This window comes from Rhizobium sp. BK196 (genome assembly GCF_014193255.1).
Classification (GTDB): domain Bacteria; phylum Pseudomonadota; class Alphaproteobacteria; order Rhizobiales; family Rhizobiaceae; genus Rhizobium.
In genome coordinates this window covers 424,408-445,357 of record NZ_JACHZB010000001.1, presented here as the reverse complement: position 1 = coordinate 445,357, position 20,950 = coordinate 424,408, and the positions used below count along the sequence as shown (strand labels likewise).

General features: G+C 61.8%; 27 protein-coding genes and 1 pseudogene. 15 read left to right on the top strand and 13 right to left on the bottom strand.

The window, feature by feature from the left end; genetic code table 11:
* The first annotated feature begins 6 nt into the window (after window positions 1–6).
* Window positions 7–186, top strand: a complete 180-nt coding sequence (locus FHT78_RS02425) for a hypothetical protein (RefSeq protein ID WP_183741879.1) — start codon at window positions 7–9, stop codon at window positions 184–186.
* Between the two features lie 170 nt (window positions 187–356).
* Window positions 357–632 carry a hypothetical protein gene (locus FHT78_RS02420; protein ID WP_183740043.1) on the top strand — a complete coding sequence of 92 codons (276 nt, stop codon included), beginning with the start codon at window positions 357–359 and terminating at the stop codon, window positions 630–632.
* 39 nt (window positions 633–671) lie between these two features.
* On the opposite strand, the gene FHT78_RS02415 is transcribed toward FHT78_RS02420, so the two are convergent.
* From FHT78_RS02415 to FHT78_RS02405, 3 genes are read right to left on the bottom strand one after another with little or no spacing between them, the layout of a single operon-like run.
* Window positions 672–1,292, bottom strand: coding sequence for an ATP-dependent Clp protease proteolytic subunit (locus tag FHT78_RS02415; RefSeq protein WP_183740040.1), 621 nt, complete (start codon window positions 1,290–1,292; stop codon window positions 672–674).
* A 47-nt stretch (window positions 1,293–1,339) separates the two neighbouring features.
* Window positions 1,340–1,711: a hypothetical protein gene (locus FHT78_RS02410; RefSeq protein ID WP_183740037.1), complete on the bottom strand. Its 372-nt coding sequence runs from the start codon at window positions 1,709–1,711 to the stop codon at window positions 1,340–1,342.
* A complete protein-coding gene (locus FHT78_RS02405) occupies window positions 1,708–2,022 on the bottom strand; it encodes a metalloregulator ArsR/SmtB family transcription factor (protein ID WP_183740034.1) in 315 nt (104 codons plus the stop codon). The genes FHT78_RS02410 and FHT78_RS02405 overlap by 4 nt, the downstream gene beginning before the upstream one ends.
* Window positions 2,023–2,189: 167 nt before the next feature.
* On the opposite strand from FHT78_RS02405, the gene FHT78_RS02400 reads away from it, so the two are divergent.
* The 3 genes from FHT78_RS02400 to FHT78_RS02390 all read left to right on the top strand — a co-directional run bounded on the left by FHT78_RS02400 (window position 2,190) and on the right by FHT78_RS02390 (window position 4,987).
* Window positions 2,190–2,597: a hypothetical protein gene (locus tag FHT78_RS02400; RefSeq protein WP_183740031.1), complete on the top strand. Its 408-nt coding sequence runs from the start codon at window positions 2,190–2,192 to the stop codon at window positions 2,595–2,597.
* Window positions 2,598–2,685: 88 nt separating this feature from the next.
* Window positions 2,686–4,059: a PepSY domain-containing protein gene (locus FHT78_RS02395; protein WP_183740028.1), complete on the top strand. Its 1,374-nt coding sequence runs from the start codon at window positions 2,686–2,688 to the stop codon at window positions 4,057–4,059.
* A gap of 10 nt (window positions 4,060–4,069) precedes the next feature.
* Window positions 4,070–4,987, top strand: coding sequence for a copper uptake system-associated protein (locus FHT78_RS02390; RefSeq protein ID WP_183740025.1), 918 nt, complete (start codon window positions 4,070–4,072; stop codon window positions 4,985–4,987).
* A 91-nt stretch (window positions 4,988–5,078) separates the two neighbouring features.
* On the opposite strand, the gene FHT78_RS02385 is transcribed toward FHT78_RS02390, so the two are convergent.
* The 4 genes from FHT78_RS02385 to FHT78_RS02370 all read right to left on the bottom strand — a co-directional run bounded on the left by FHT78_RS02385 (window position 5,079) and on the right by FHT78_RS02370 (window position 8,386).
* Entirely contained in the window at window positions 5,079–5,504 is a 426-nt protein-coding gene (locus tag FHT78_RS02385; protein WP_183740020.1) for a GFA family protein, read from the bottom strand.
* Between the two features lie 30 nt (window positions 5,505–5,534).
* Window positions 5,535–6,167, bottom strand: coding sequence for a DapH/DapD/GlmU-related protein (locus FHT78_RS02380; protein ID WP_183740018.1), 633 nt, complete (start codon window positions 6,165–6,167; stop codon window positions 5,535–5,537).
* Window positions 6,168–6,248: 81 nt separating this feature from the next.
* Entirely contained in the window at window positions 6,249–7,460 is a 1,212-nt protein-coding gene (locus FHT78_RS02375) for a TCR/Tet family MFS transporter (RefSeq protein WP_246715136.1), read from the bottom strand.
* Window positions 7,461–7,483: 23 nt separating this feature from the next.
* A complete protein-coding gene (locus FHT78_RS02370) occupies window positions 7,484–8,386 on the bottom strand; it encodes an NADP-dependent oxidoreductase (protein WP_183740011.1) in 903 nt (300 codons plus the stop codon).
* Window positions 8,387–8,570: 184 nt separating this feature from the next.
* Between FHT78_RS02370 and FHT78_RS02365 the strand changes: the two genes are divergently transcribed.
* Window positions 8,571–9,224, top strand: coding sequence for a TetR/AcrR family transcriptional regulator (locus FHT78_RS02365; protein WP_183740008.1), 654 nt, complete (start codon window positions 8,571–8,573; stop codon window positions 9,222–9,224).
* A 230-nt stretch (window positions 9,225–9,454) separates the two neighbouring features.
* On the opposite strand, the gene FHT78_RS02360 is transcribed toward FHT78_RS02365, so the two are convergent.
* On the bottom strand, window positions 9,455–9,973 hold the full coding sequence (locus tag FHT78_RS02360) for a DUF6428 family protein (RefSeq protein WP_183740005.1): 519 nt from the start codon (window positions 9,971–9,973) through the stop codon (window positions 9,455–9,457).
* Window positions 9,974–10,015: 42 nt separating this feature from the next.
* Here FHT78_RS02360 and FHT78_RS02355 point away from each other — a divergent pair, with 42 nt between their 5' ends.
* From FHT78_RS02355 to FHT78_RS02320, 8 genes are all read left to right on the top strand, one after another.
* Window positions 10,016–10,372, top strand: a complete 357-nt coding sequence (locus tag FHT78_RS02355; RefSeq protein WP_183740002.1) for a metalloregulator ArsR/SmtB family transcription factor — start codon at window positions 10,016–10,018, stop codon at window positions 10,370–10,372.
* Entirely contained in the window at window positions 10,369–10,899 is a 531-nt protein-coding gene (locus FHT78_RS02350) for an arsenate reductase ArsC (protein WP_183740000.1), read from the top strand. The genes FHT78_RS02355 and FHT78_RS02350 overlap by 4 nt, the downstream gene beginning before the upstream one ends.
* On the top strand, window positions 10,899–11,342 hold the full coding sequence (gene arsN2, locus FHT78_RS02345; protein WP_183739997.1) for an arsenic resistance N-acetyltransferase ArsN2: 444 nt from the start codon (window positions 10,899–10,901) through the stop codon (window positions 11,340–11,342). The genes FHT78_RS02350 and arsN2 overlap by 1 nt, the downstream gene beginning before the upstream one ends.
* Window positions 11,339–12,043: an MIP/aquaporin family protein gene (locus tag FHT78_RS02340; protein ID WP_183739994.1), complete on the top strand. Its 705-nt coding sequence runs from the start codon at window positions 11,339–11,341 to the stop codon at window positions 12,041–12,043. The genes arsN2 and FHT78_RS02340 overlap by 4 nt, the downstream gene beginning before the upstream one ends.
* Window positions 12,040–12,468, top strand: a complete 429-nt coding sequence (arsC, locus tag FHT78_RS02335; RefSeq protein ID WP_183739991.1) for an arsenate reductase (glutaredoxin) — start codon at window positions 12,040–12,042, stop codon at window positions 12,466–12,468. The genes FHT78_RS02340 and arsC overlap by 4 nt, the downstream gene beginning before the upstream one ends.
* The gene (gene arsK, locus FHT78_RS02330) at window positions 12,443–13,636 is read left to right on the top strand and encodes an arsenite efflux MFS transporter ArsK (RefSeq protein WP_183739988.1); all 1,194 of its coding nucleotides are present in this window, start codon (window positions 12,443–12,445) and stop codon (window positions 13,634–13,636) included. The genes arsC and arsK overlap by 26 nt, the downstream gene beginning before the upstream one ends.
* Before the next feature lie 209 nt (window positions 13,637–13,845).
* Window positions 13,846–15,390, top strand: a complete 1,545-nt coding sequence (locus FHT78_RS02325) for a DHA2 family efflux MFS transporter permease subunit (RefSeq protein ID WP_183739984.1) — start codon at window positions 13,846–13,848, stop codon at window positions 15,388–15,390.
* 78 nt (window positions 15,391–15,468) lie between these two features.
* Window positions 15,469–15,840, top strand: coding sequence for a nuclear transport factor 2 family protein (locus FHT78_RS02320; protein WP_183739981.1), 372 nt, complete (start codon window positions 15,469–15,471; stop codon window positions 15,838–15,840).
* 89 nt (window positions 15,841–15,929) lie between these two features.
* Here FHT78_RS02320 and FHT78_RS02315 read toward each other — a convergent pair whose 3' ends face one another.
* Complete coding sequence (locus FHT78_RS02315) at window positions 15,930–16,202, bottom strand: hypothetical protein (protein WP_183739978.1); 273 nt, start codon at window positions 16,200–16,202, stop codon at window positions 15,930–15,932.
* A gap of 102 nt (window positions 16,203–16,304) precedes the next feature.
* Window positions 16,305–16,478 (bottom strand): annotated as a pseudogene (locus FHT78_RS02310) (molybdopterin-dependent oxidoreductase); the annotation flags it as partial.
* A 310-nt stretch (window positions 16,479–16,788) separates the two neighbouring features.
* Here FHT78_RS02310 and FHT78_RS02305 point away from each other — a divergent pair.
* The gene (locus FHT78_RS02305; protein ID WP_183739975.1) at window positions 16,789–17,487 is read left to right on the top strand and encodes a DUF1223 domain-containing protein; all 699 of its coding nucleotides are present in this window, start codon (window positions 16,789–16,791) and stop codon (window positions 17,485–17,487) included.
* Window positions 17,488–17,514: 27 nt separating this feature from the next.
* On the opposite strand, the gene FHT78_RS02300 is transcribed toward FHT78_RS02305, so the two are convergent.
* The 3 genes from FHT78_RS02300 to FHT78_RS02290 form a co-directional block, all read right to left on the bottom strand.
* Window positions 17,515–18,045: a gamma carbonic anhydrase family protein gene (locus FHT78_RS02300; protein ID WP_183739973.1), complete on the bottom strand. Its 531-nt coding sequence runs from the start codon at window positions 18,043–18,045 to the stop codon at window positions 17,515–17,517.
* A 10-nt stretch (window positions 18,046–18,055) separates the two neighbouring features.
* Window positions 18,056–18,748 carry a fumarylacetoacetate hydrolase family protein gene (locus FHT78_RS02295; protein ID WP_183739970.1) on the bottom strand — a complete coding sequence of 231 codons (693 nt, stop codon included), beginning with the start codon at window positions 18,746–18,748 and terminating at the stop codon, window positions 18,056–18,058.
* 187 nt (window positions 18,749–18,935) lie between these two features.
* Entirely contained in the window at window positions 18,936–20,948 is a 2,013-nt protein-coding gene (locus FHT78_RS02290; RefSeq protein WP_210289737.1) for an adenylate/guanylate cyclase domain-containing protein, read from the bottom strand.
* Window positions 20,949–20,950 lie beyond the last annotated feature (2 nt).

The following is a 20,950-nucleotide window of genomic DNA, read 5'->3' as shown; positions in this document are numbered from 1 at the left end:
GAGACCATGACAAGTCCTGTTACAGCGATCAGGATACTGGCGCCCGAACCTCATCCGTCGGCCCCCGTTCCGTCGCCGGGGAAACCCGCTCCGCCCGTCAAGGAGCCGATGCCCGACAAGCAAGGCGGTGACGAGCCGGCACCCGACCCCGATGAGGACGGGACGCCCCTGGAGGCTGCGCCATGACGCCGGCAACGAAATATCAAGTCAAATATCTGTCGATCTATGTCGGCGTTATCGTACTTGTGGCTGCCGTCATCACAATCGGCGCGCTCGTCGCCGCACGGTAACGTGTTTTCGAGAATAATGGCGCGGCGAGGCGGTTCGGATCGCTGATCATCAGTTGGAGCAGTGCCATGACAGGACATAAGGAAGCCGCGAATTTCGCGCTTGTGCCGTCGGGCGAGCCGAATGTTTTTCATCTGACCGTCGAAGGCCGATATATCGGGACCGTCGCCAGCGACGGCGAGAGCCTGTCGATGGCAAAACCCTGGGGATGGCGCCTGCTGATCGGCGACGGCACGCTGGGGGATGCGCCGCTGGCCGGCCGGTCGCACAATGTCGATGAGGCGCTGGCTGCAGCAAAGCACGCCTACGAACGGCATCAGGATGAGCTCTCGCATCGCATGTGAACCGTTCTCGTCCGTGGAGATGACAGATGCTGACGATGACTATTGCGGCTCCGCCTCCTCCATTTCTTCGCGATCCTGCAGGATGCGGTCGATGAGGCCCCATTCGAGGGCTTCCTGCGCCGTCATGAAGCGATCGCGATCCATGGCTTGCTCGAATTCGTCATAGGTACGGCCGCAATGTTGGGCATAGAGCCGTGTCATGAGCTGCTTCGTCTTCCGGATTTCCTCGGCATGGATCAGCATGTCGGACGCCTGGCCCTGGAAGCCGCCGAGGGGCTGGTGGATGAGGATGCTGGCATTCGGAAGGGCATACCGCTCTCCCGGCTGGCCCGCCATCAGCAGGAAAGAGCCCATCGAGCGGGCCGTTCCCATGCAGAGCGTGTGCACCGGCGCGCGGATGAAGCGCATCGTGTCGTACATGGCAAAACCACTGGTGACGACGCCGCCCGGTGAGTTGATGTAGAGATTGATCGGCTTCTTGGGATTTTCGGCTTCGAGGAACAGAAGCTGAGCGCAGACGAGGGCGGAGACCGTATCGTTGATCTCGCCGTTCAGAAAGATGATCCGCTCGCGCAGGAGACGGGAATAGATGTCGAAGGATCGTTCCCCTCTCGAGGATTGTTCGACGACCATAGGGACGAGTTGCATCGCTTCGCGCATCGGCGAACTCCAATCGTTTGGGACTGTGGCGGGTAAGGCTTGCCGCGTCAGGCGGCGAGCATCAGGGTCGGGCTATTGCTGTTGGCGACCGATCTCGTGAGACGCGCTGATGTCGCGCTGGTCAGCTCATGGATGATCCGCAGGCTGGTTCCGCCCGATGCATTCGAGGCGATCGCGAAGGTGACGATGCTTTCCAGGTAGGGCGGGCTGTCGTCGCGCAATCTGTAGTGAACCTCCTTGCCCGGTGTCTCAGAGAGCGACTGCGGATCGGCAAGCGCTTCCTTCGGCAGCCATCTCTCGCGAAATTCGGCGATGCTGATCGCACGCCAGACCTTTTCCGGCGGCGCATCCAGCTCGTATCTCTGTTCGAAACCAGTTTGCTGTTGCTCGACCTGCGCTTGGGCCTTCACTTCGTTCATTGGTCCATATCCTTCAGCAAGAGCTTGAGAGCGTCGATACGAGCCGGCCAGTAGGCGCGGTATTTCGCCAGCCATTCTGCGATAAGGGTCAGCCCATCCGGATCGACCTCGTAATTCACGAAACGGCCCTCTCTCTGTTCGCGCACCAGCCGCGCCGAACGCAGCACCGCGAGATGCTGCGACATGGCCGGCTGGCTGATATCCATGCCCTGGCGCAGGGCACTGGCATTCATGCTGCCATTCGCCAGCTTCTCGAAGATCGTGCGGCGGGTCGGGTCGGCGAGAGCGCGAAAAAGATCATGTTCCATCATGGCGACACATAAGCACAGACTTATGCGATTCGCAAGAGCGCCCGCTGATTGCCGATGGAGCGCTGGGTGATACGCCGCCGAACGGCACCAGAACGAGCTCTTGAGCTTTCCCGTGGATGCCGCTATCACGGATTCGATGCTGAGGCAGGGGCCTTGAGGCCGGGGACATGCAACGTCGTCTTGATAGAATCGAGCAATGGCTGGTGCGCATTCTGTGCGCCATCGCGTTCGTCTTCGTCGGCTTCGCGCATCAGGTTCCGGCCGTCGCCGAAGATGCTCCGAGCCCTGCGGCTCTCGCCCAATATGTGCTGCCCGACGGCACGCTGCCGACGCTCTGCGTTACCGTTGTCGACGATAGCGGCAAGGAGCATGGCAAGATCGCGCATCTCAACCCGTGTGAGGCTTGCCGTATCGGTGCCGCCGTCGTGCTGCCGCAGCCTGCCGATGTCATCGGTGCGCGCATCGGCTTTACGGTTGCGGTGGAATTGCCGCGCCGCGTCGAGGCCTTCCATCGCCAGCTTTTCCCGCCGAATACCGGGCCGCGTGCCCCGCCTGCCAATCCAATCCTTGCCTGAACCCGCATTGCGGCCAAGGCCGTGATGCGTCTTGCAATCGTGGCCGGGCCGCATTGAAGCCGCCGGCCGAGGATTCGGATCCACTTCCATGTCTATCACCACTGCCACTGAAGCGGCAGAGAACGCCGTACCGGGCGTTTCGCTCTATCGCGCCATCTGGCGCTGGCACTTCTTTGCCGGCCTGCTCACCATTCCCTTCCTGCTCAATCTCGCCGTTACCGGCTCGCTTTATCTCTTTAAGGACGAAATCAACGATACGGTCTTTGCCTATCGTTACATCGTCGAGCCCTCGGGCGAGGCGCTGTCGCCGCAGAAGATCGCCGATATCGCGGTGGCTGCCGTTCCTGATGCGGTTGCGAGTTCCTACAAGGACCCGGCCGGGCTCGACCGGTCAGCGATCGTGACCGTGTCGTCGGATGCCGGCCAGACGCTGGTCTTCGTCAATCCCTATGACGGCAAGGTACTCGATACGGTCGGCTCCACCGAAGAGTTCAACTATGTCGTCAAGCGCATCCACAGCCTTGCGCTGTTCGGCGGCTTGCCCAACAAGCTGATCGAGATCACGGGCGGCTTTGCCATGGTGCTGGTCGTAACCGGCATCTATCTCTGGTGGCCGCGGCGGCAGACGGGTGGGGTGGTGACCGTGCGCGGGACGCCTTCGCGGCGGATCTTCTGGCGTGATCTGCATGCAGTGACCGGTGCCTTTGCCGGCATCCTGATCTTCTTCATGGCGATGACCGGCATGCCCTGGTCGGGCTATTGGGGCGCCAATGTCAATGCGTGGCTCACGAGCCACGATCTCGGCTATCCGGTGCAGCTCTGGGATGCTGTGCCGAAATCGCAGAAGGTGACGGAGGACATTCTGCCGAAGGCCGGTTGGATCGTCGAGAAGGCGCCGGTGCCGCTTTCGGAGATTGCGGCGGCGCAGTCGAAGAAGCCTGTTGGCCTCGACAAGGCGGTGGAGATTGCGCGGGATCTCGGTATGGCGCCGGGCTTCGATCTTGCCATTCCCGGCAGCGAGACGGGCGTCTATACCGCAGCGGTCTATCCTGATGATCTCACCAACGAGCGCACGGTTCATATCGATCAATATTCCGGCAGGCCGCTCATCGATCTCTCCTTCGGGCAATATCCCTTGCTCGGCCGGGCGATCGAATGGGGCATCAATGTGCATCAGGGGCAGGAATTCGGGCTCTTCAATCAGCTGCTGATGCTGGCGACGTGCCTTGCCATCATCCTCTCCTGCGTGACCGGCACCGTCATGTGGTGGAAGAGAAGGCCGACTGGCCGGCTCGGCGTGCCGCCCATGCCACCGCAGCGCTCTGTCTATCTGGGGCTCTGGATCATCGTGCTCGTCTTCGCCGTCGCCTTTCCCATGAGTGGGCTCACGATCCTGCTGATGATCGCCTTCGACCAGGTGGTGATCCGCTTCGTGCCGCCGCTGAAGCGCGCCTTTGCCTGAGGAGGGGATGATGAAGACGATATTTTCTCTCTTCGTGGGTCTGCTGATCGCGACGGCTGCGGTGGCGCAGGACACGATCCGCATCGACCACGCAGCCTCGCATTCGATGGTGTCGGGCGCCAAGGTCGGCGACGGTTATCTTGTTATCACCAATAGCGGCAGCGAGCCGGACCGGCTGATTGCCGCACGTTCCGATCGCGCAAAAACCGTGCAGCTGCACCAGAAGAGCATGGACAATGGCATCATGACCATGCGCGAACTGAAGGGTGGGCTTGCCATCCCGGCCGGGCAGACGGTGACGCTTGCGCCGAATTACCACCTGATGTTTCAGGATGTGGAAAAGCCCTTTAGACAGGGCGAGACGATCCGGGCGGTGCTGAGCTTCGAGAAGGCGGGTGAGATCACGGTCGATTTTGCCGTCGGCAAGATCGCCGGGCCGCTGGACGATATCGGTAGGGCCGGTGGCATGGACCATGGCGGCATGGACCATGGCGCGATGAATATGCCTGGCAAGGAAGGCATGGACATGTCCGGACCGCCACCCGAAGTGGCGATCCCCGAGACGCTGAAGACCATGTTCGAGCGGCCGGACAAACCGCTGACAATCCTGCCCGTGGTCGTGGAGAATGACTGGGCGATTGCCGGCTGGCAGCAGGATGGGCGCGGCGGACGGGTATTGCTGAAGAGGGGCCATCATGGCTGGAGTGTTTTTCTGTGCAGCGGCGATGGTATCAGGCAAGCTGCGGCGCTGGAGAAGGCCGGGCTTTCCTTTGATCATGCGAAGGCGCTTGCGGCCGATCTGGCCGAGGCCGAAAGCAAGCTTGATCCCAAGGTTCTTGCGCTATTTGCGAGCTTCGAGGGTACCGTCATGATGACGGGCGAGGCCGGTGATGCCGGTCAGGGCGGTCATGAGGGGCATGGGCAATGAGCGCGCGCAGCCTTGCCATTTCAGGTTTTGCCGCTTGGCGCGACGCTGGCGAAGATCCGCGATGCATTGCTCAGCGGGGAGAGACGGGCGCTCAAGTTGTCGGCTCGAACCGAACCATGCCGGCGACCTTGGGTCCGGAGCCGGAATCCGAGGGATGGGAGACACCATCCATGACCTGAACCTCCGGAAAATCAAAGGGGCTGATGCCCTCGATGCAGGCGGCGTTGATGCCGAACAGGCTCGGATTCGAGCGGCGCTGATGATGGGTATAGATGCCGCAGGTCTTGCAGAAATAATGCTTAGCCGTGCGGGTATTGAATTGATAAAGCGTCAGATTGTCTTCGCCCTGGACAAATTCGATATCAGAGAGCTGTGCCGAGACGGCGATGGCTCCGCGCATGCGGCAGTATGAACAGTTGCAACGGCGGATCGTATTGAATTCGTCCGCCAACCGCACCCGGAATTTGACGCTGCCGCAGTGGCAGGCTGCATTATGCCCTTGTCTTTCGTCGATCATGATCCGCCAGTCTCTCTCGATAAATACACTCTAAGCCCAGCGCTCGCAGAAGGCCTCGATGTCGCTGGACTGAAAATCGCCAAGGCGTTCCATGATCGTCTCGAAGGGCCAGTCCCACCAGCCGATGGCGGCGAGTTTTTCGGCGACCGGTCGCGAGAACCGCTCGCGAATGAACTTGGCGGGAACGCCGCCGACGATCGTATAGGGCGCGACATCCTTGGTGACGACGGCGCCGGCCGCAAGCACGGCGCCATCCCCGACCCTGACACCCGGCAGCACCACGACGCCGTGGCCGATCCAGACATCATTGCCGATGATGGCGCGATCGGCTTTTCGCTCTGCGAAAAAGGCATGGTCGCGCACGGCGTCGGCCGAATAATATTCCGGGCAATAGGTGAAGCGGTGCATGGACGGGCGATCCATGGGATGATTGGGCGCACCGATCCTGACCTCTGCGGCGATAGCGCAGAATTTCCCGATCGTCGCATCGCCGAGGATGCAGCGCTGACCCAGGTAGGAATAATCTCCGAGCTCGACCGCGTGCAGCGATGTGTCCGCCAAAATCTCGCAGCATCTGCCTATATCGGAATCTCTTATGCTGGCCGTCGGATGGATGACGGTCTCGGCGATTTTGGGCCGATTTGCTTGTGCGGTCGTGTCCATGGGCAGTCTCCGGATTTTGGCCTGCCTAACCGCTGATAATGAAGGATATGTGACGCAAAAGGACCGGCAGTGGTGACGATCCTAGGCAGTTGCGGCTTCTCCAGTTTCGCCGGTTCTCGTGCTCAAGAAAACCAGCGGCACCGCAATCGCATAGAGGGCGATCACCGAGAGCCAGATGCCTCCCGGCCAGTTTGCTCGCACGACGAAATAGAAAGACGAGAAGGCGAGCGGCGCGACGATGGAGGCGAGGCTGACGGTGGAGGCGAGCACGCCCTGCAGCTCTCCTTGCCGGTCGGGTTCGACCTGCCTTGTGGCAAGCGCCTGGAAGGCGGGGTTACCGATGCCGATGAGGGTGAAGACCGGCATGATGGCGAAAATCATCCAGCCCTGGTTCGCAAAAGCCATGACTGCCAGGGCGATCACGGCGGCGGCGATGCCTGTGATAACCGACCAGCGTTCGCCGAGCAGGCGCGTCGCCGGTCCCGGCAGGAAGGCCTGGCAGACGGTCTGGCAAATGCCGAAGGCGCCGAGCGACAGGCCAATTGAGGCACCGTTCCAGCCGAACGTATCGAAGCTCCAGAGCGCCCAGCAGGTGCCGTAGGATTCGCCGGCGGCGCTGAAGACGAAATAGACGGATACGATGGGCAGCAGGCCTTTCATCGAGGCGATCCGTTTCAGCGGCCGCAGCGGGTTCAGCGCAGCGAGATCGATCTTCCGGCGCGAGGGCATGCGGGACACGCGGATGCGGGACTCCGGCAGGACGAGGAGAGCGAGCAGCAGATTGCAGGCGTTCAGCGCTGCGGCGGCGATGAAGGGCAGGCGCAGCCAATAGTCGCCGAGCAGCCCGCCGAGAACAGGACCGATGATGAAGCCGGCGCCGAACATGGCGTTGGACAGGCCGAAGCGGCGGGCGCGCTGATCGGCGGGCGAAATATCGGTAATGTAGGCCGATGCGACCGACATATTGGCGCTGGTGAGGCCGGCGATGGCGCGGCCGATCAAAAGCAGGAGGAGGGATGGCGCAAAGGACATGATGACGTAATTGATCGCGGCGCCGGCAAGCGAGATCAGCAGCACGGGGCGCCGGCCGATCGTGTCGCTGAGCGCGCCGAGCACGGGCGAGAAGACGAACTGCATGGCGGCATAGAGTGCCGTCATGAGGCCGACATCGAAGGCGATGTCCCGCGTCTGCATCACGTCCTGAAGGAGGCGGGGCAGAATGGGGAAGATCAGCCCTATGCCGACGGCATCGAGGCAGATGGCGGCGAAGATGACGAGGAGCGGTTTGTTCATGCCGGGTTTGTTCATTGGGGAGCTCATGGAGAAATGACGAGTTTGCCGGTGACGTGCCCGGCGGCGCTTACGATCTGCGCTTCGGCCGTCTTCTCCAGCGGAAAGCTTTGCTCGATGTGCAGGCGGAAGAAGCCCTTGGAATAGAGCCGGGCCACATCGGCCAACACCCGCTCCGGCTCTTTGGGCGGACCGCGGGAGAATTTCGCGCCGTACTCTTCGGCCGAAAAATCGGCGACGGAGAGCACCTGGGCGGGGTTGCCCGTCAAGGCAATCAGCTCGGGGATGATGCCGGAGCCGGCGACATCGATGGCCGCGTCGATGCCATCGGGCGCAAGCTGCCGCACCCGCTCGGCGAGGGCGGGTCCATAGGTCGTCGGGATCGCGCCAAGTTCCCTGAGATAGTTATGCTTCTGCAGGCTCGCCGTGCCGATGACGGTGATGCCCCTGATCCTCGCAAGCTGGATAACGGCCGAGCCGATGCCGCCGGCCGCGCCGTTGACGAGCAGCGTCTGGCCGGATTTTACGCAGAGTTCGTCCAAGCTGCGCCATGCCGTCTCCGATATGACGGGAAGGGCCCCGGCGATCTTGAAGGGCAGGTCGTCGGGCTTGTGAACCCAATGCGTCAAGACGGCGCGTCCGGCCATCGTCGCCTCGCCATAGCCGAAGACGGCGTCGCCGACGAAAGTGCTTGATACACCAGGGCCGACCTCATCGACGATGCCGGAGGCTTCGACGCCGACACCTGCGGGAAAGATTGTCTCCTCGAATTCGCGATATCGGCCTTCGCGGCGCTTCCAGTCCGATTGGTTGACGCCGGCGGCACGCACCGCGATGCGCACCTCTCCGGGGCCGGGACGCGGCGGGTCGATCTCGACGATCTCGATGACCTCCGGGCCGCCGTAACGGCTGAATTGAACGGCTTTCATGGAATTTCCTTTCGGCGGATGCAGGCAAAGTCCGGCCGCTCGCGGTGGCGGGCACGCCGACCGGCCCACAGCGATGCGGATTGTGTACTCAATATAAATATGTACTAAGTATAGTTATAGGATGCTGGGTCACGTCTGTCAACAATGATGTACTCAGTACACAAACGCTGCTATGGAGAGCGTCATGACGACGCCATCAGACGAAGCACCTTCCGACCGGAGATCTCGCAAGCGCCTTGCCACGCGCCGCGCCATCTCGCTTGCCGCCGACCGGCTGTTTTTCGAGCGCGGCTTCGAGAATGTGACGGTCGATGAAATCGCGGCCGCTGCCGATGTCGGGCGGATGACTGTGTTCAACCACTTCCCGCGCAAGGAGGACATGTTCTTCGATCGCGACGAGGAAGCACGCGAGACCCTGCGTCAAGCCTTGCGGCAGCGCGACAGCAGTGTTTCACCCATCGAAACATTACGCCTGCTCGCGCATCAGCTCGTCAGGCAGCAGACGCCTTATTTGCTATTTTCGACCGCGAGCCAGGGCTTCATCGAAACGGTGGAGAACAGTGAGACGCTGAAGGCGAGAGCGCGGGCGATCCGCGACGAGATCGCGGGAGAACTGGCGGTGGCCCTTGCCGAAAGTGCCGGGCAGGACGCAGCCGACGCCAAGGCGAAACTCGCCGCCGCCATGCTGCTTGCGAGCTGGAGTGTCGCCTTCATCGAGGCGCACAGGATCTTTCGGCAATACCGGAATACGGACAAGGCGAAGGCTGTCTTTCTCGCGCTCGTCGATCAGGGAAGCGTGGGTGTGAAGGCTGCCGTGGCGGGCACGGCTTACGGCTGAAACTGGCGGGAATCAAAAGGGCGCTCGACCCTTGCGGGGAGCGCCCTTGTCCTGTGGAGCTCGAACGCGGCTCGACCAACGTCGATACCAAGCGCAAGTCCGTTTTCAGGTGAAGCCGGGATATGATGCGTGGCGGAGCGGATTGCAAGAGGCAAAAGCTGGAATCTGCGATTTTCCTGCACGGATCTATCGCCGTAGCCGACACCACGTTTAAGGCCGACGGCAGTCGTTCAGCCGCAGCACCTGGCGGCGCTGGTCGGAGCGCAGCAGGAGGTCGATTGGCTTTGTGCCGCCAACCACCGGTCCCGCGGTTTACAGCTTGCCGGCCGGGGAAAAAGCTCGACATGCACGGCTCCGGCGCGCAGCGTCGGTATCGCGGCGCAATAAAGCTGCATTGGCTGCACGCCGTCGCTGACTTCGAATGTCAGCTTGGCCGTATCGTCGAGCTTCACATGCTCGGTGACCTTGCGGATGATCGCATGGAACTTGCAGGCCGGCATATGGGTGCGGTCGCCTTCCTCGATGTCCCAAAGCTGAATGAAGATCTCGCTCCAGGCTTCCGGATTGGCGCCGCAGTCGAGCGCCGAAAACTGCCCAGCCTTGACTTCGGTGACGTGGTAGCCGGGCTTCACTGGACGGTCATCATAGTAAAAAACCAGCGGTGAATCCTTGGCGCCCGAGAGGATGCTCATCAGTTCGCCGAGAGTGATATCGTCCTTCTGCATTTTGCTGTTGTCGATCGCGTTCATCTGCGTTATTCCTCGTTTCAATCATTCTAGGATTGTTGAAATATGAATCAGCGTCAAGCCCTCATCGCATTCGGCGCATTGTCGCAGGAAACCCGGCTGCAGGTCATCCGCATGCTTGTCGTCGCCGGCCCTGACGGAATGGCCGCCGGTGCCATTGCGGAGAGGCTGGAAGTGTCGCCGTCGAACGTATCCTTCCATCTGAAGGAACTGGAACGCTCCGGCCTGATCGCGCAGCAGCGCGAATCCCGCTCGATCATCTACACGGCGAATTATGAAGCGCTCGGCGGCCTTGTCCGCTTCCTGATGGAAGACTGCTGTTCCGGTCATCCGGAAATCTGTGCGCCTGCCGCGGAGGTCGCGGCCTGCTGCACGCCCAAAGTGGAGGAGAAACTGCAATGACCGCTGATCGCGTCTATAATGTGCTCTTTCTCTGCACGGGCAATTCTGCCCGTTCGATCCTGGCGGAATCCATTTTGAATGCGGAGGGCAAGGGCCGCTTCAGGGCCTATTCGGCCGGCAGTCAGCCGAAGGGCGAGGTCAATCCGCATGCGCTGAAGGAGCTTGAAGTGCTCGGCTATCCCGCAATCGGCTTCCGTTCGAAAAGTTGGGATGAATTTGCCGAGGCCGGTGCGCCCGAGATGGATTTCATCTTCACGGTCTGCGACAGTGCTGCCGGCGAAGCCTGCCCAGTCTGGATCGGCCACCCGATGACGGCTCATTGGGGCATCGAAGATCCCGCCGCGGTCGAAGGCAGCGAAGTGGAAATTGGCCGCGCCTTCGCTCAAGCCGCCCGCTTCCTCAAAAATCGCATCATGTCCTTCATTAGCCTGCCGATCACGTCGATCGACAAGCTGACGCTTGAAACGCATCTGCGCCAGATCGGCACTATGGAAGGCGCAAGCTTCAAACAGCCAAAGGCAAGCTGATGGGTGTTGCCCTTCATCAACAGGCAGTAGAAGGCAATGACGACGGCCTGCGTTCGGCACTCGCCGGCGCCGGTCTTCCGGTCGATGACCTGACGGATGCCGGCCGCAGCTTCTTCCGTTTTTCTCAGGGTGGTGAGACGGTCGGTTTCGGCGGGCTGGAACTCTACGGCGAGGCAGCGTTGCTGCGGTCCATCGTCGTCCTGCCCGATCGGCGGGGTTTCGGCTTCGGCCATGCGATCACACTCGGTCTGCTCGATGAGTCTCACAGGAGAGGTGCTGACGCTGCCTATCTGCTGACGGAATCAGCTGCCGCTTTCTTTCAGTCGCTCGGCTTTCATCCGATCGCCCGCGATGAAGCGCCGGCTGCAATCCAGACAACGCGGCAGGCAGCAAGCCTCTGCCCGGCATCGGCCGCCCTGATGGTGCGGAGCCTGCCGGCATGAGTACGGTCTTTCCACTATCGCGGCGCGTGGCTGCCGAAGCGCTCGGCACGATGCTGCTGGTCGCAACCGTGGTCGGCTCCGGCATCATGGCTGACAAGCTGACGGACGATACCGCCCTTGCGCTGCTCGGCAATACGCTGACAACGGGGGCAATCCTCGTCGTTCTGATCACCATCCTGGGGCCGATTTCCGGCGCGCATTTCAATCCGGTCGTGTCGCTGGTTTTTGCGCTCCGGCGCGAGTTGCCTGCCTCTTTCGTTCCGGCCTATATCGCCGCGCAAGTCATCGGCGGCATTGCCGGGACGATGCTTGCCCATGCCATGTTTGGCCTTCCCCTGCTGCAAGCCTCGGAAACCGCGCGCACCGGCGGCGCGCAATGGCTCTCCGAAGTGACGGCAACCTTCGGTCTTGTCTTCATTATCTTCGCCGGTGTGCGCTTCCGCGCCGATGCGGTGGCGTGGCTGGTTGGCCTCTATATCACCGCCGCCTATTGGTTCACCGCGTCGACCTCGTTTGCCAACCCGGCAGTTGCGATCGCCCGATCGCTGACGCACACATTTTCCGGCATCCGCCCGATCGATCTGCCGGGCTTTATCGTCGCTGAAGTCGTCGGCGCATTGCTGGCGCTGATGTTTTCCGGATGGCTGCTGATGGACGCCCGTAATCCTGAACCCTTCGCTGAAACGGAATCTGCACCATGACCATGGACGTCAAGATCTATCACAACCCGGAATGCGGCACCTCGCGCAACACGCTGGCGATGATCCGCAACGCCGGCATCGAGCCATCAGTCATCGAATATCTGCAAAATCCGCCGTCGCGCGAACAGCTGATCAAGATGATTGCGGATGCTGGTCTGAGCGTTCGCGAAGCGATCCGCGAGAAGGGCACGCCTTATGCGGAGCTCGGCCTCGACAGCCCTGATCTCACCGATGAGCAACTGCTGGACGCGATGCTCAAGGATCCGATTCTGATCAACCGTCCTTTCGTCGTCACGCCGCTCGGCACCCGCCTCGCGCGGCCCTCGGAAGCGGTTCTGGACATCCTGCCCCATACGCATAAAGGCCCGTTCGCCAAGGAAGACGGCGAACAGGTTCTCGATGCCGACGGCAAGCGCCTTGTCTGAACGCATACCGGTCTCTGCCATCGCCGCACTCGGCGTCACTCAGATCATCGGCTACGGCACGCTCTATTACAGTTTCAGCATCCTCGCGCCCGATATGGCGGCCACACTCGGCTGGTCGAACGAATGGACTTTCGGAGCACTCTCCGTTGCGCTTCTGGCCGGCGGCCTGACGGCGCCCTGGCTCGGCGTGCTGATCGACAGGATCGGGGCAGGGCGGGTGATGACATCGGGCTCGGCCGCTGCCGCAATCGCCCTCGTTGCCTGCGCCTATGCGCCGGGCAAGGCGTCCTATGTCGCCGCCCTCATCGCCATCGAGGTTGCCGCAAACTTCGTGCAGTATGGCGCCGCCTTCGCGCTGCTCGTGCAATTGCGGCCGCAGGCCGCTTCCCGCAGCATCACCTACCTGACGCTGATCGCCGGTTTTGCCTCGACGATCTTCTGGCCGATCACCACGGCGCTGCATGCCGCCCTGTCATGGCAGAGCGTCTATCTGGTCTTTGCGGTCCTCAACATGGCCGTCTGCGTGCCGGTTCATGCGTGGCTTTCACGCGGTGCAGCCAAGCGCCGGGCAACGACATCGCCGGCTGCGCTGCGGGTGGAGGGCATTCTGCCGCCGGCGCGCCGCCGCCTCGGATTCGGCTTGATGGTTATAGGTTTCTCGCTGATGTCGCTCGTCGGCTCGGCGATGCTGGTGCATATGGTGCCGCTCCTGTCGGGTCTCGGGCTCGGCGGCGCCGCGGCTCTGGTCGGAACCCTGTTCGGCCCCTCGCAGGTCGGCAGCCGGCTGATCAACATGATCTTCGGCAAGGGCCTGCCGGCGCTCTGGCTGGCGCTGATTGCGGCGGTGCTGATCCCCGGCGGCGTTCTGGTGCTTCTGCTATCTGCACCATCAGTGGTGGGGGCAATGCTCTTTGCCATCATCTTCGGCATGGGCAACGGCCTGCTCAGCATCGCAAGCGGAACACTGCCGCTGCAGCTCTTCGGCAGCGACGGCTACGGCAAATTGCAGGGCAGGATGATGGCGGCGCGGCTGATCCTTTCGGCGCTCGCGCCCTTCGTCCTGGCCTTCGGCATGGCGACTATCGGCATCACGCCGTCGCTCAGCATCACTGCCGCCCTGGGCGGGCTTGCCATTGTTGCGTTTCTTCTCATCGCGGCAGCGCGTTAAGCGGCATCTGCCGAACACCAGCTCTTGATCGCCGCAATCGCAATCCTCCCATTAAACTTTGGTGTGCCACTCCATGCCCTGCTATTGTCCGTCGTCGATGTGTTGATCCCGGCATGCAGATCAGGGCTGAGAACGATGCTCTATCTCTTTGTTTTCAGGCAACTCCGGACTGCTGCGCACTTTTACTGGAGCTGCTGTAGGACTATTCCATGCCCGACCGGTTCGAACCCGTTTTAGCCGCAGTTCCATCACAGCTCAGATGGGTCGGCTTTCTGGCGATGTGCTTGGGCATGTTCATGGCGATCCTCGACGTTCAGGTCGTCGCAACCTCGCTTCCGACCATCCAGTCGGCGCTCGATATTCATCCCGATCAGATGAGCTGGGTTCAAACCGCCTATCTCATCGCAGAAGTGGTGGCGATACCGCTGACGGGGTTTCTCACGCGACTGCTGACCATGCGCTGGCTGTTCGTCGTGTCGCTGTCGCTGTTCGTGATCGCCTCGGCAGGCTGTGCGGCAAGCGGCAGTTTTGGTGGGCTCATCGCCTGGCGGGTCGTTCAGGGCTTTTCCGGCGGCACGCTGATCCCCTCGGTGTTTTCGGCCGTTTTCATCCTGTTTCCGGATGAGCGGCAGGCGCTTGCCACGACGATTGCGGGCGTTCTGGCCGTGCTTGCGCCGACGATCGGGCCGATTGTCGGCGGCTGGCTGACCGAGACCTATTCGTGGCACTGGCTGTTCCTCATCAATATCATCCCCGGCATTGTCGCAGCACTCGTCGCCATGCGCTCGCTTCCGCGCGCGGGCGTCAATCTCTCCGAGCTCTGGCATCTCGATGCCCTGTCGCTGCTCTTGATGGCGGCAAGCCTTACCGCGCTGGAAATCGGTCTCAAGGAGGCGCCGACGAGCGGCTGGACCTCGCTTTATGTCTCCGGGCTCATCAGTCTGTCGGTGGTCTCGGGATGCGTGTTCGCGTGGCGGTCGCTCAGGCGAGCCATACCCGTGGTCGAACTCCGGAATTTCGGTGACCGGAATTTTCTGGCAGGTTCGGCGATGAGCTTCATTCTCGGCATCGGCCTTTTCGGCTCCGTCTATCTCATGCCTGTCTTTCTGGCTTTCGTGCGCGGCCACAACGCTCTCGAAATCGGCATGACGATGCTGGTGACGGGCATTGCCCAGCTCGTTACCGCTCCGATCGCAGTGGCGCTGGAGAAGCGGATGGATGCAAGGCTGCTCTCTGCTCTCGGCTTCACGCTCTTTGCCATCGGCATCGGCATGAGCGCCTTTCAGGACCCGCAGACCGATTATGACGCGATGTTCTGGCCGCAGATCATCCGCGGCATCGCCATCATGTTCTGCCTGCTGCCGCCGACGCGGCTCGCACTCGGCACTCTGCCGCCGGAGCGCATTCCCGACGCCAGCGGCCTGTTCAACCTGATGCGCAACCTTGGCGGCGCAATCGGCATCGCCTTGATCGACACCATCGTCTACACCCGCTCGGCGCCGTTCGGTGAGGGCCTGTGGGATCGGCTGAAGGCGGGGGACGTGGACGTTGCGGCTTTCATCGGTGCGCCGCTGCAGGTGGTTGCGGGGCATCAGGGAGAGTTCGATGCGGATACGACATCCCTGCTCGATCCGCTCGTGCAGACGGCGGCCACGGTTCAGGCGCTCAACGAGGCGTGGTTAGTGGTTGCGGTGCTGACGGCTTGTGCGCTGCTCTGGGTGCCGTTTGCGAAGAAGGTGGAGCCAGCCGCATGATGGCCTGCGCAGAGGGTGAGAATTACAGGGTAGGGTCGGCGCTGGCGATCTTATTCAGATCGGGAGAGAGGAAACAGCATGTCTGAAAAACAGACGCAGCTGATCAAGCACATCTATGAGCGCTTCAATGCGCGGGATATCGACGCGGTGCTTGCCGTGCTGGCCGATGATGTGGACTGGGCGAACGGCATGGAGGGCGGCCATGTTCATGGGCGTGAGGCGGTTCGCGAATATTGGACCCGTCAATGGACGATCATCAGCCCGCATGTGGAGCCAGTCGCGTTTCGGCAGGCGGAGGAGGGTGTCATAGAGGTGGAGGTGATCCAGAGGGTATTCGATCTCGACGGCCGCCCGCTGGAGGGGCAGACCCATGGTCTGAAGGACAAAACGGTGCTGCATGTCTTTCGCATGGAAGGTGGCAGGATCGTTCGCTTCGATATTGGCGATTGAGCGAGGCAATTGTTGCCGATCGTGCAGCGGCGTTCATTTCCACGCTGTCACGGGCAGCCCAGGGGCCGCCCGCGTCTCTCTGACAGGCTTTACATGTCGCTCATGCTTTTCATGGCTTTTTCCATGTGCGTCTTGCAGTCTTCCATCTTGTTGGCCTTCATGGAATCCTTGGCCATCATCATCTCTTTGGATGCCATTTCCTTCTTTTCCTTCATGGCAGGATCCTTCATGGCATCCATGTCGGCCTGCATTTTCATCATCGAAGCCTCGTCGCATTTCGCCGACATCATCGCGTCCTGTGCAAAGGCGGGCAGTGCGGAAGCCGCTGCCAGGGCGATTGCTGCTATTGTGTATTTCAACATGACCTTCTCCTCCTTGTGGGCGCTACTGCCCGTTGCAAGACTGTTCCGCGGCAAGATTGTCCGCTGGCACGAGTGCCTGGAGCATTTCCATTTTTCTCGATGCTTGTAGCCAAGGTGGCGCTCGACGCGCAGGCGAAGCGGCGCGCCGTAAGCGACCTCCAGATCCTTGCCGTTCATCCGGTAGGCGAGCATGGTCTGCGGGTGGAAGGCGTCGAGATCTATGCTCTCGTAATAGGTTCCGCTGCCGCCCAGCGTCTGTTCGAGCTGGTCTGCGCAGCGTAACGCGAGTCGCCAGCGAATGCCGGCGAATGACCCTTGTCATCAGGCCTGTCGGAGTGGCTTGGCTGTGATCGTCGAGTTTCGCCATGATCGTTTTCGATGTCCGGTACCGTCGCGTCCTACAGCCCGTACGGAGGCGAAGCGGGATTTGTTACAGGCGTCTCGAAGTTTTTTGTTTGCAGCCGGGGAAGGCCGAGGCCGCGGCCTCGCGGCGTCCGGACGATGCCGTCACAGTTGCGTGAAGCTGTAACGAATGGCGTTCCACCTGCGAAGGAGAACGAGATGCAGATCATCAGGGAGCACTGCCATGAAACATTCAGCCGCGTTCAATCTTGCGATCATCGCAGCAGTCTTCGCTTTTGGTTCCACCGTTCAGGCCTCCGCCGGGCAGTCGCCTGCAGTCGTCGAACTGTTCACCAGCCAGGGCTGTTCCTCATGCCCTCCGGCCAATGCCAATCTCGTCAAGCTCAGCAACGATCCTCATGTGCTCGCCTTGAGCTTCTCGGTGACCTATTGGGATTATCTCGGATGGAAAGACATTTTTGGGAAGAAGGAGTTTACCGACCGGCAGGTGACTTATGAGCCTGCACTCGGCCAATCCGGCCCTTTCACGCCGCAGATGGTCATCAACGGCCACCAGTCGACCGTCGGCTATGATCTCAACGAGATCCGGCGGGTGATCGCGTCCGAGCCCGCACTGTCCGGCCCCGGGATCTCGCTCTCCCGGAACGTGGCCGTCATCGACGCTGCGAAGGGAAGGACCGCCCCCGCCGACGTATGGCTCGTCCGCTATTCTCCGGGCACCGTGCAGGTTCCGGTCACCAGAGGCGAGAATGCCGGCGAGACATTGCCGCACACCCATGTCGTGCATGGGCTGACGCGTATTGGCACCTGGGACGGCAAGATATTGAAGCTGCCGATCCCGGCTGCAACCGGCGACCTCAAGAGCGCCATCATCGTTCAGGAGGCGAAAGGCGGCAGGATTCTCGCTGCAACGACCGACTGAAACCGCGTCGATCGCGCGGTCGATTTTTCAATCGATCCGCTTGAGATCCCGCGCAAAGCGCTGCCAGTTGCCGACATACTTCCTCGCGGACTGGGTGATCTTAGCGGCTGCCTCATCATCCAGCGTGCGGATAGCTTTCGCCGGCGACCCGACGATCAGGGAATTGTCGGGGAATTCCTTGCCTTCGGTGACGAGCGCATTGGCGCCGACGAGGCAATTGTTGCCGATTTTGGCGCCGTTCAGGATGGTGGCGCCCATGCCGACGAGTGAGTTGTTGCCGATCGTGCAGCCGTGGATGATGGCGTGGTGGCCGATGGTGCAGTTTTCACCGATCGTGGTGGGGAAGCCGGGGTCGGTGTGGACCATGACGCCTTCCTGCAGGTTGGTAGCTTTGCCGATGACGATGGGCTCGTTGTCGCCGCGCAGCACCGCGCCGAACCAGATGCCGACTTCTTCGGCAAGCTCGACATCGCCGATCACATGCGCGTCGGGGGCGATCCAGAAGGTGCCGTGCGGTGGCAGTTTTGGGTTCAAGCCTCCGAGCGCATAGATCGCCATTTCCGTCTCCTCAGACCACTTTCAGCGAGAGCGTCGCAATGCCGTCGACGCCGCAGGAGATGCTGTCGCCCTTGTTGATGGCGGCAACACCTGATGGCGTGCCGGTCATGATGACATCGCCGGGGGCGAGAACAAAGAGTTTCGAAAGCTCTGCAATGATTTCCGGGACTTTCCAGATCATCTGGTTTAAGTCGCCTTCCTGCTTTCTGACGCCATTGACGTCCAGCCAGACGCGGCCGCTCACGGGATGGCCGAGGCGGCTGGCGGGGACGAGAGCGGAGACGGGGGCGGAATGTTCGAAGGCCTTGGCGAGCTCCCAGGGGCGGCCGAGCTTCTTGGCTTCGGCCTGCAGGTCGCGACGGGTGAAATCGATGCCGACGCCATAGCCATAGATGCAGTCGAGCGCCTTTTCGGCCGATATGTCCGCACCGCCGGCTTTGAGCGCCAGCACGCATTCGACCTCGAAATGGACGTCATTGGACAGTGGCGGATAAGGGAAATCCTTGCCGGCGAAGAGATTGTCGGGGTTCTTCTGGAAGAAGAAGGGCGGCTCGCGGTTCGGGTCGTGGCCCATTTCGATGGCGTGGTCGGCATAGTTGCGGCCGACACAATAGACACGGCGGACCGGGAAGGCCTCGGCGCTGCCTTCGACGGGCAGAAGAACGGGCTGCGGCAGGGGGATGACGGTGGCGGGGAGGGACATGGCGGGACTTCTTGGCTGATTGACGAGTCTGCCTGCATCCTACTGCCTAATTCCCTAAATCGGAATCGATTTAAGGATAAAATTATGCAGCAATTCAAAGTGCTACAGCGTCCTTTGCGCGTCCGAAAAGACGCGCGGCGCTGTAGACGCAAAGGGCCGCCCAGGGGAAAGTGCGGTATCGGCCCCCTCAGTCCTTTGCGAGAGCGCCGCGCATCAGCGCGTAATAGGCCGACAGCTCCGGAATGGCGTTCGGCAGGGTTTCGAAGGCAGGGTCGGTCATGGTGAGCGTTCCCGCATATTTCGCTTCGAGGAAGGCATTGTGATCCGGCAGGGCCGATCGGTGGGAGCCGTTGAGCACGGTGAAGACCGGCGAGGGCACGGTGCGGCCCTTGACGATGATGCGGTCGAGCTCGACCACGGTGTAACTGTTGGCGACGAGGCGGGCGGTTTCCTCGCCGAGCAGGAGGGCGACGCCGTAATTCTTCGAAGCGCCTTCGAGGCGGGAGGCGAGGTTGACGCTGTCGCCGAGGCAGGAATAGTCGAAGCGGCGGGTGGAGCCCATGTTGCCGACGATGCATTCGCCGGTGTTGATGCCGACGCCCATTTTGAGGATATGCAGCGGCCGGCCTGTGGCGGCGGCTTCGCGCTCGAGCTCGCGGTTCAGCGTGCCGATCGCATCCTGCATGGCAATCGAGGCCTTGACCGCGTGCAGGGCATGATCGGGGTCGTCGAGCGGCGCATTCCAGAAGGCCATGATGCAATCGCCCATATATTTATCGATCGTGCCGCCGTGATCCATGACGACATCGGACAGCGGCGTCAGCAGGCGGTTGATCAGCGTCGTCAGCTGTTCGGGATCGTCCTTCATCGTTTCGGCGATGGTGGTGAAGCCGCGCACATCGGAAAACAAGACCGTCAGCGTGCGCCGCTCGCCGCCGAGCTTCAGCTGCGAGGGATCGTTGGAGAGGCGTTTGACGAGATCGGGCGAGATATATTGGGCGAAGGCCAGCGTGATCTGGCGTTTCTGACGGCGCTCCTCGGTATAATCGAAGGCCGCCTGGCCGAAGGCGACGGCAACGAAGGCGACGGTCGGCCCGAGCGGCGAGACGAAGACATGGCCGAAGCGGATGCCGGCGTAGCTTGCTGCCGCAAAGGCGAGGATTGCGGCGGCGGTGGCGACCAGCGTGCGCCAGCTCGTGGATTTCCAGACGGTGGCGGCAGCAAGAGCGACTGATATGAGGATGCAGATCGCAACGACCGGCAGGCCGGCTTCCGTGATCGCCAGGCCATGGACGATATTGTCGTAGATGGTGGCCTGCACCTCGACGCCGGAGACGAGCTTGCCGGTGTGGACGGTGTAGGGCGTGGCATAGGCATCGACGCCGCCCTGGTCGATCTCGGGCGCATTCTGCAGGCTGAGGCCGACAAGCACGACGCGATCCTTGAAGATATCGGGCGGCAGGAAATTCTTCGGGTCGAGCGCCTGATAATAGGAGACGGTGGGGTAGCTGCGGGCCGGGCCGAAGGACTGGATGAGGAAACCTCCCGGCAGGTGCGGCGTCTTGATGCCCGCAGCCTTCGCAAGCTCCATGGCGAAGCCATCTTCATAAGACGGAATATTGCGGAAGACGCCGTCGCCATTCAGCGTGATGGAGGCGATGCCCGTGCGCGCGCCGGCCTCGGTCATCTGCGGCAGCGGCGTGGTGCGCAGCAGCTGAGCGGCCTGCGGCGTCTGAATGAGCGTTTCGTCGCCGGCAAGCACGACATCGGCGCCGACGACCGATGATACCGCCTGGTCGTTCTCGGGCGTCGAGGGTTCGGCCATGATGATATCGAGGGCGATCGCCTTTGCGCCGGCAGCGCGCAGCTGTTTGACGAGTTCGGCATGCAGGCTGCGCGGCCAGGGCCATTGCGCATTGATATCGGCAAGTGAGGGCTCATCGATCGCCACGATGATCGGCCCGCCGTCGGGCGGCGTCGGATCCTCGACTGTCGAAAGATAGTCGAAGGTGCGCAGCTCCGTCAGCGTCCAGGCGGGCAGGCGGGAGATCAGCGAGATCGTTACCAGTGTGACCAGCGCCAGCACGAGAAGGCGGATGCCGCGGCTGGAGAAGGGCCAGCCGGGTGGGCGCTGCGACGGGCGGTTCTGCTCCGGCGGCCGTTCTGCCTGAAGGCGTCGCAGGGCGGCCGGGCGCGCCATCG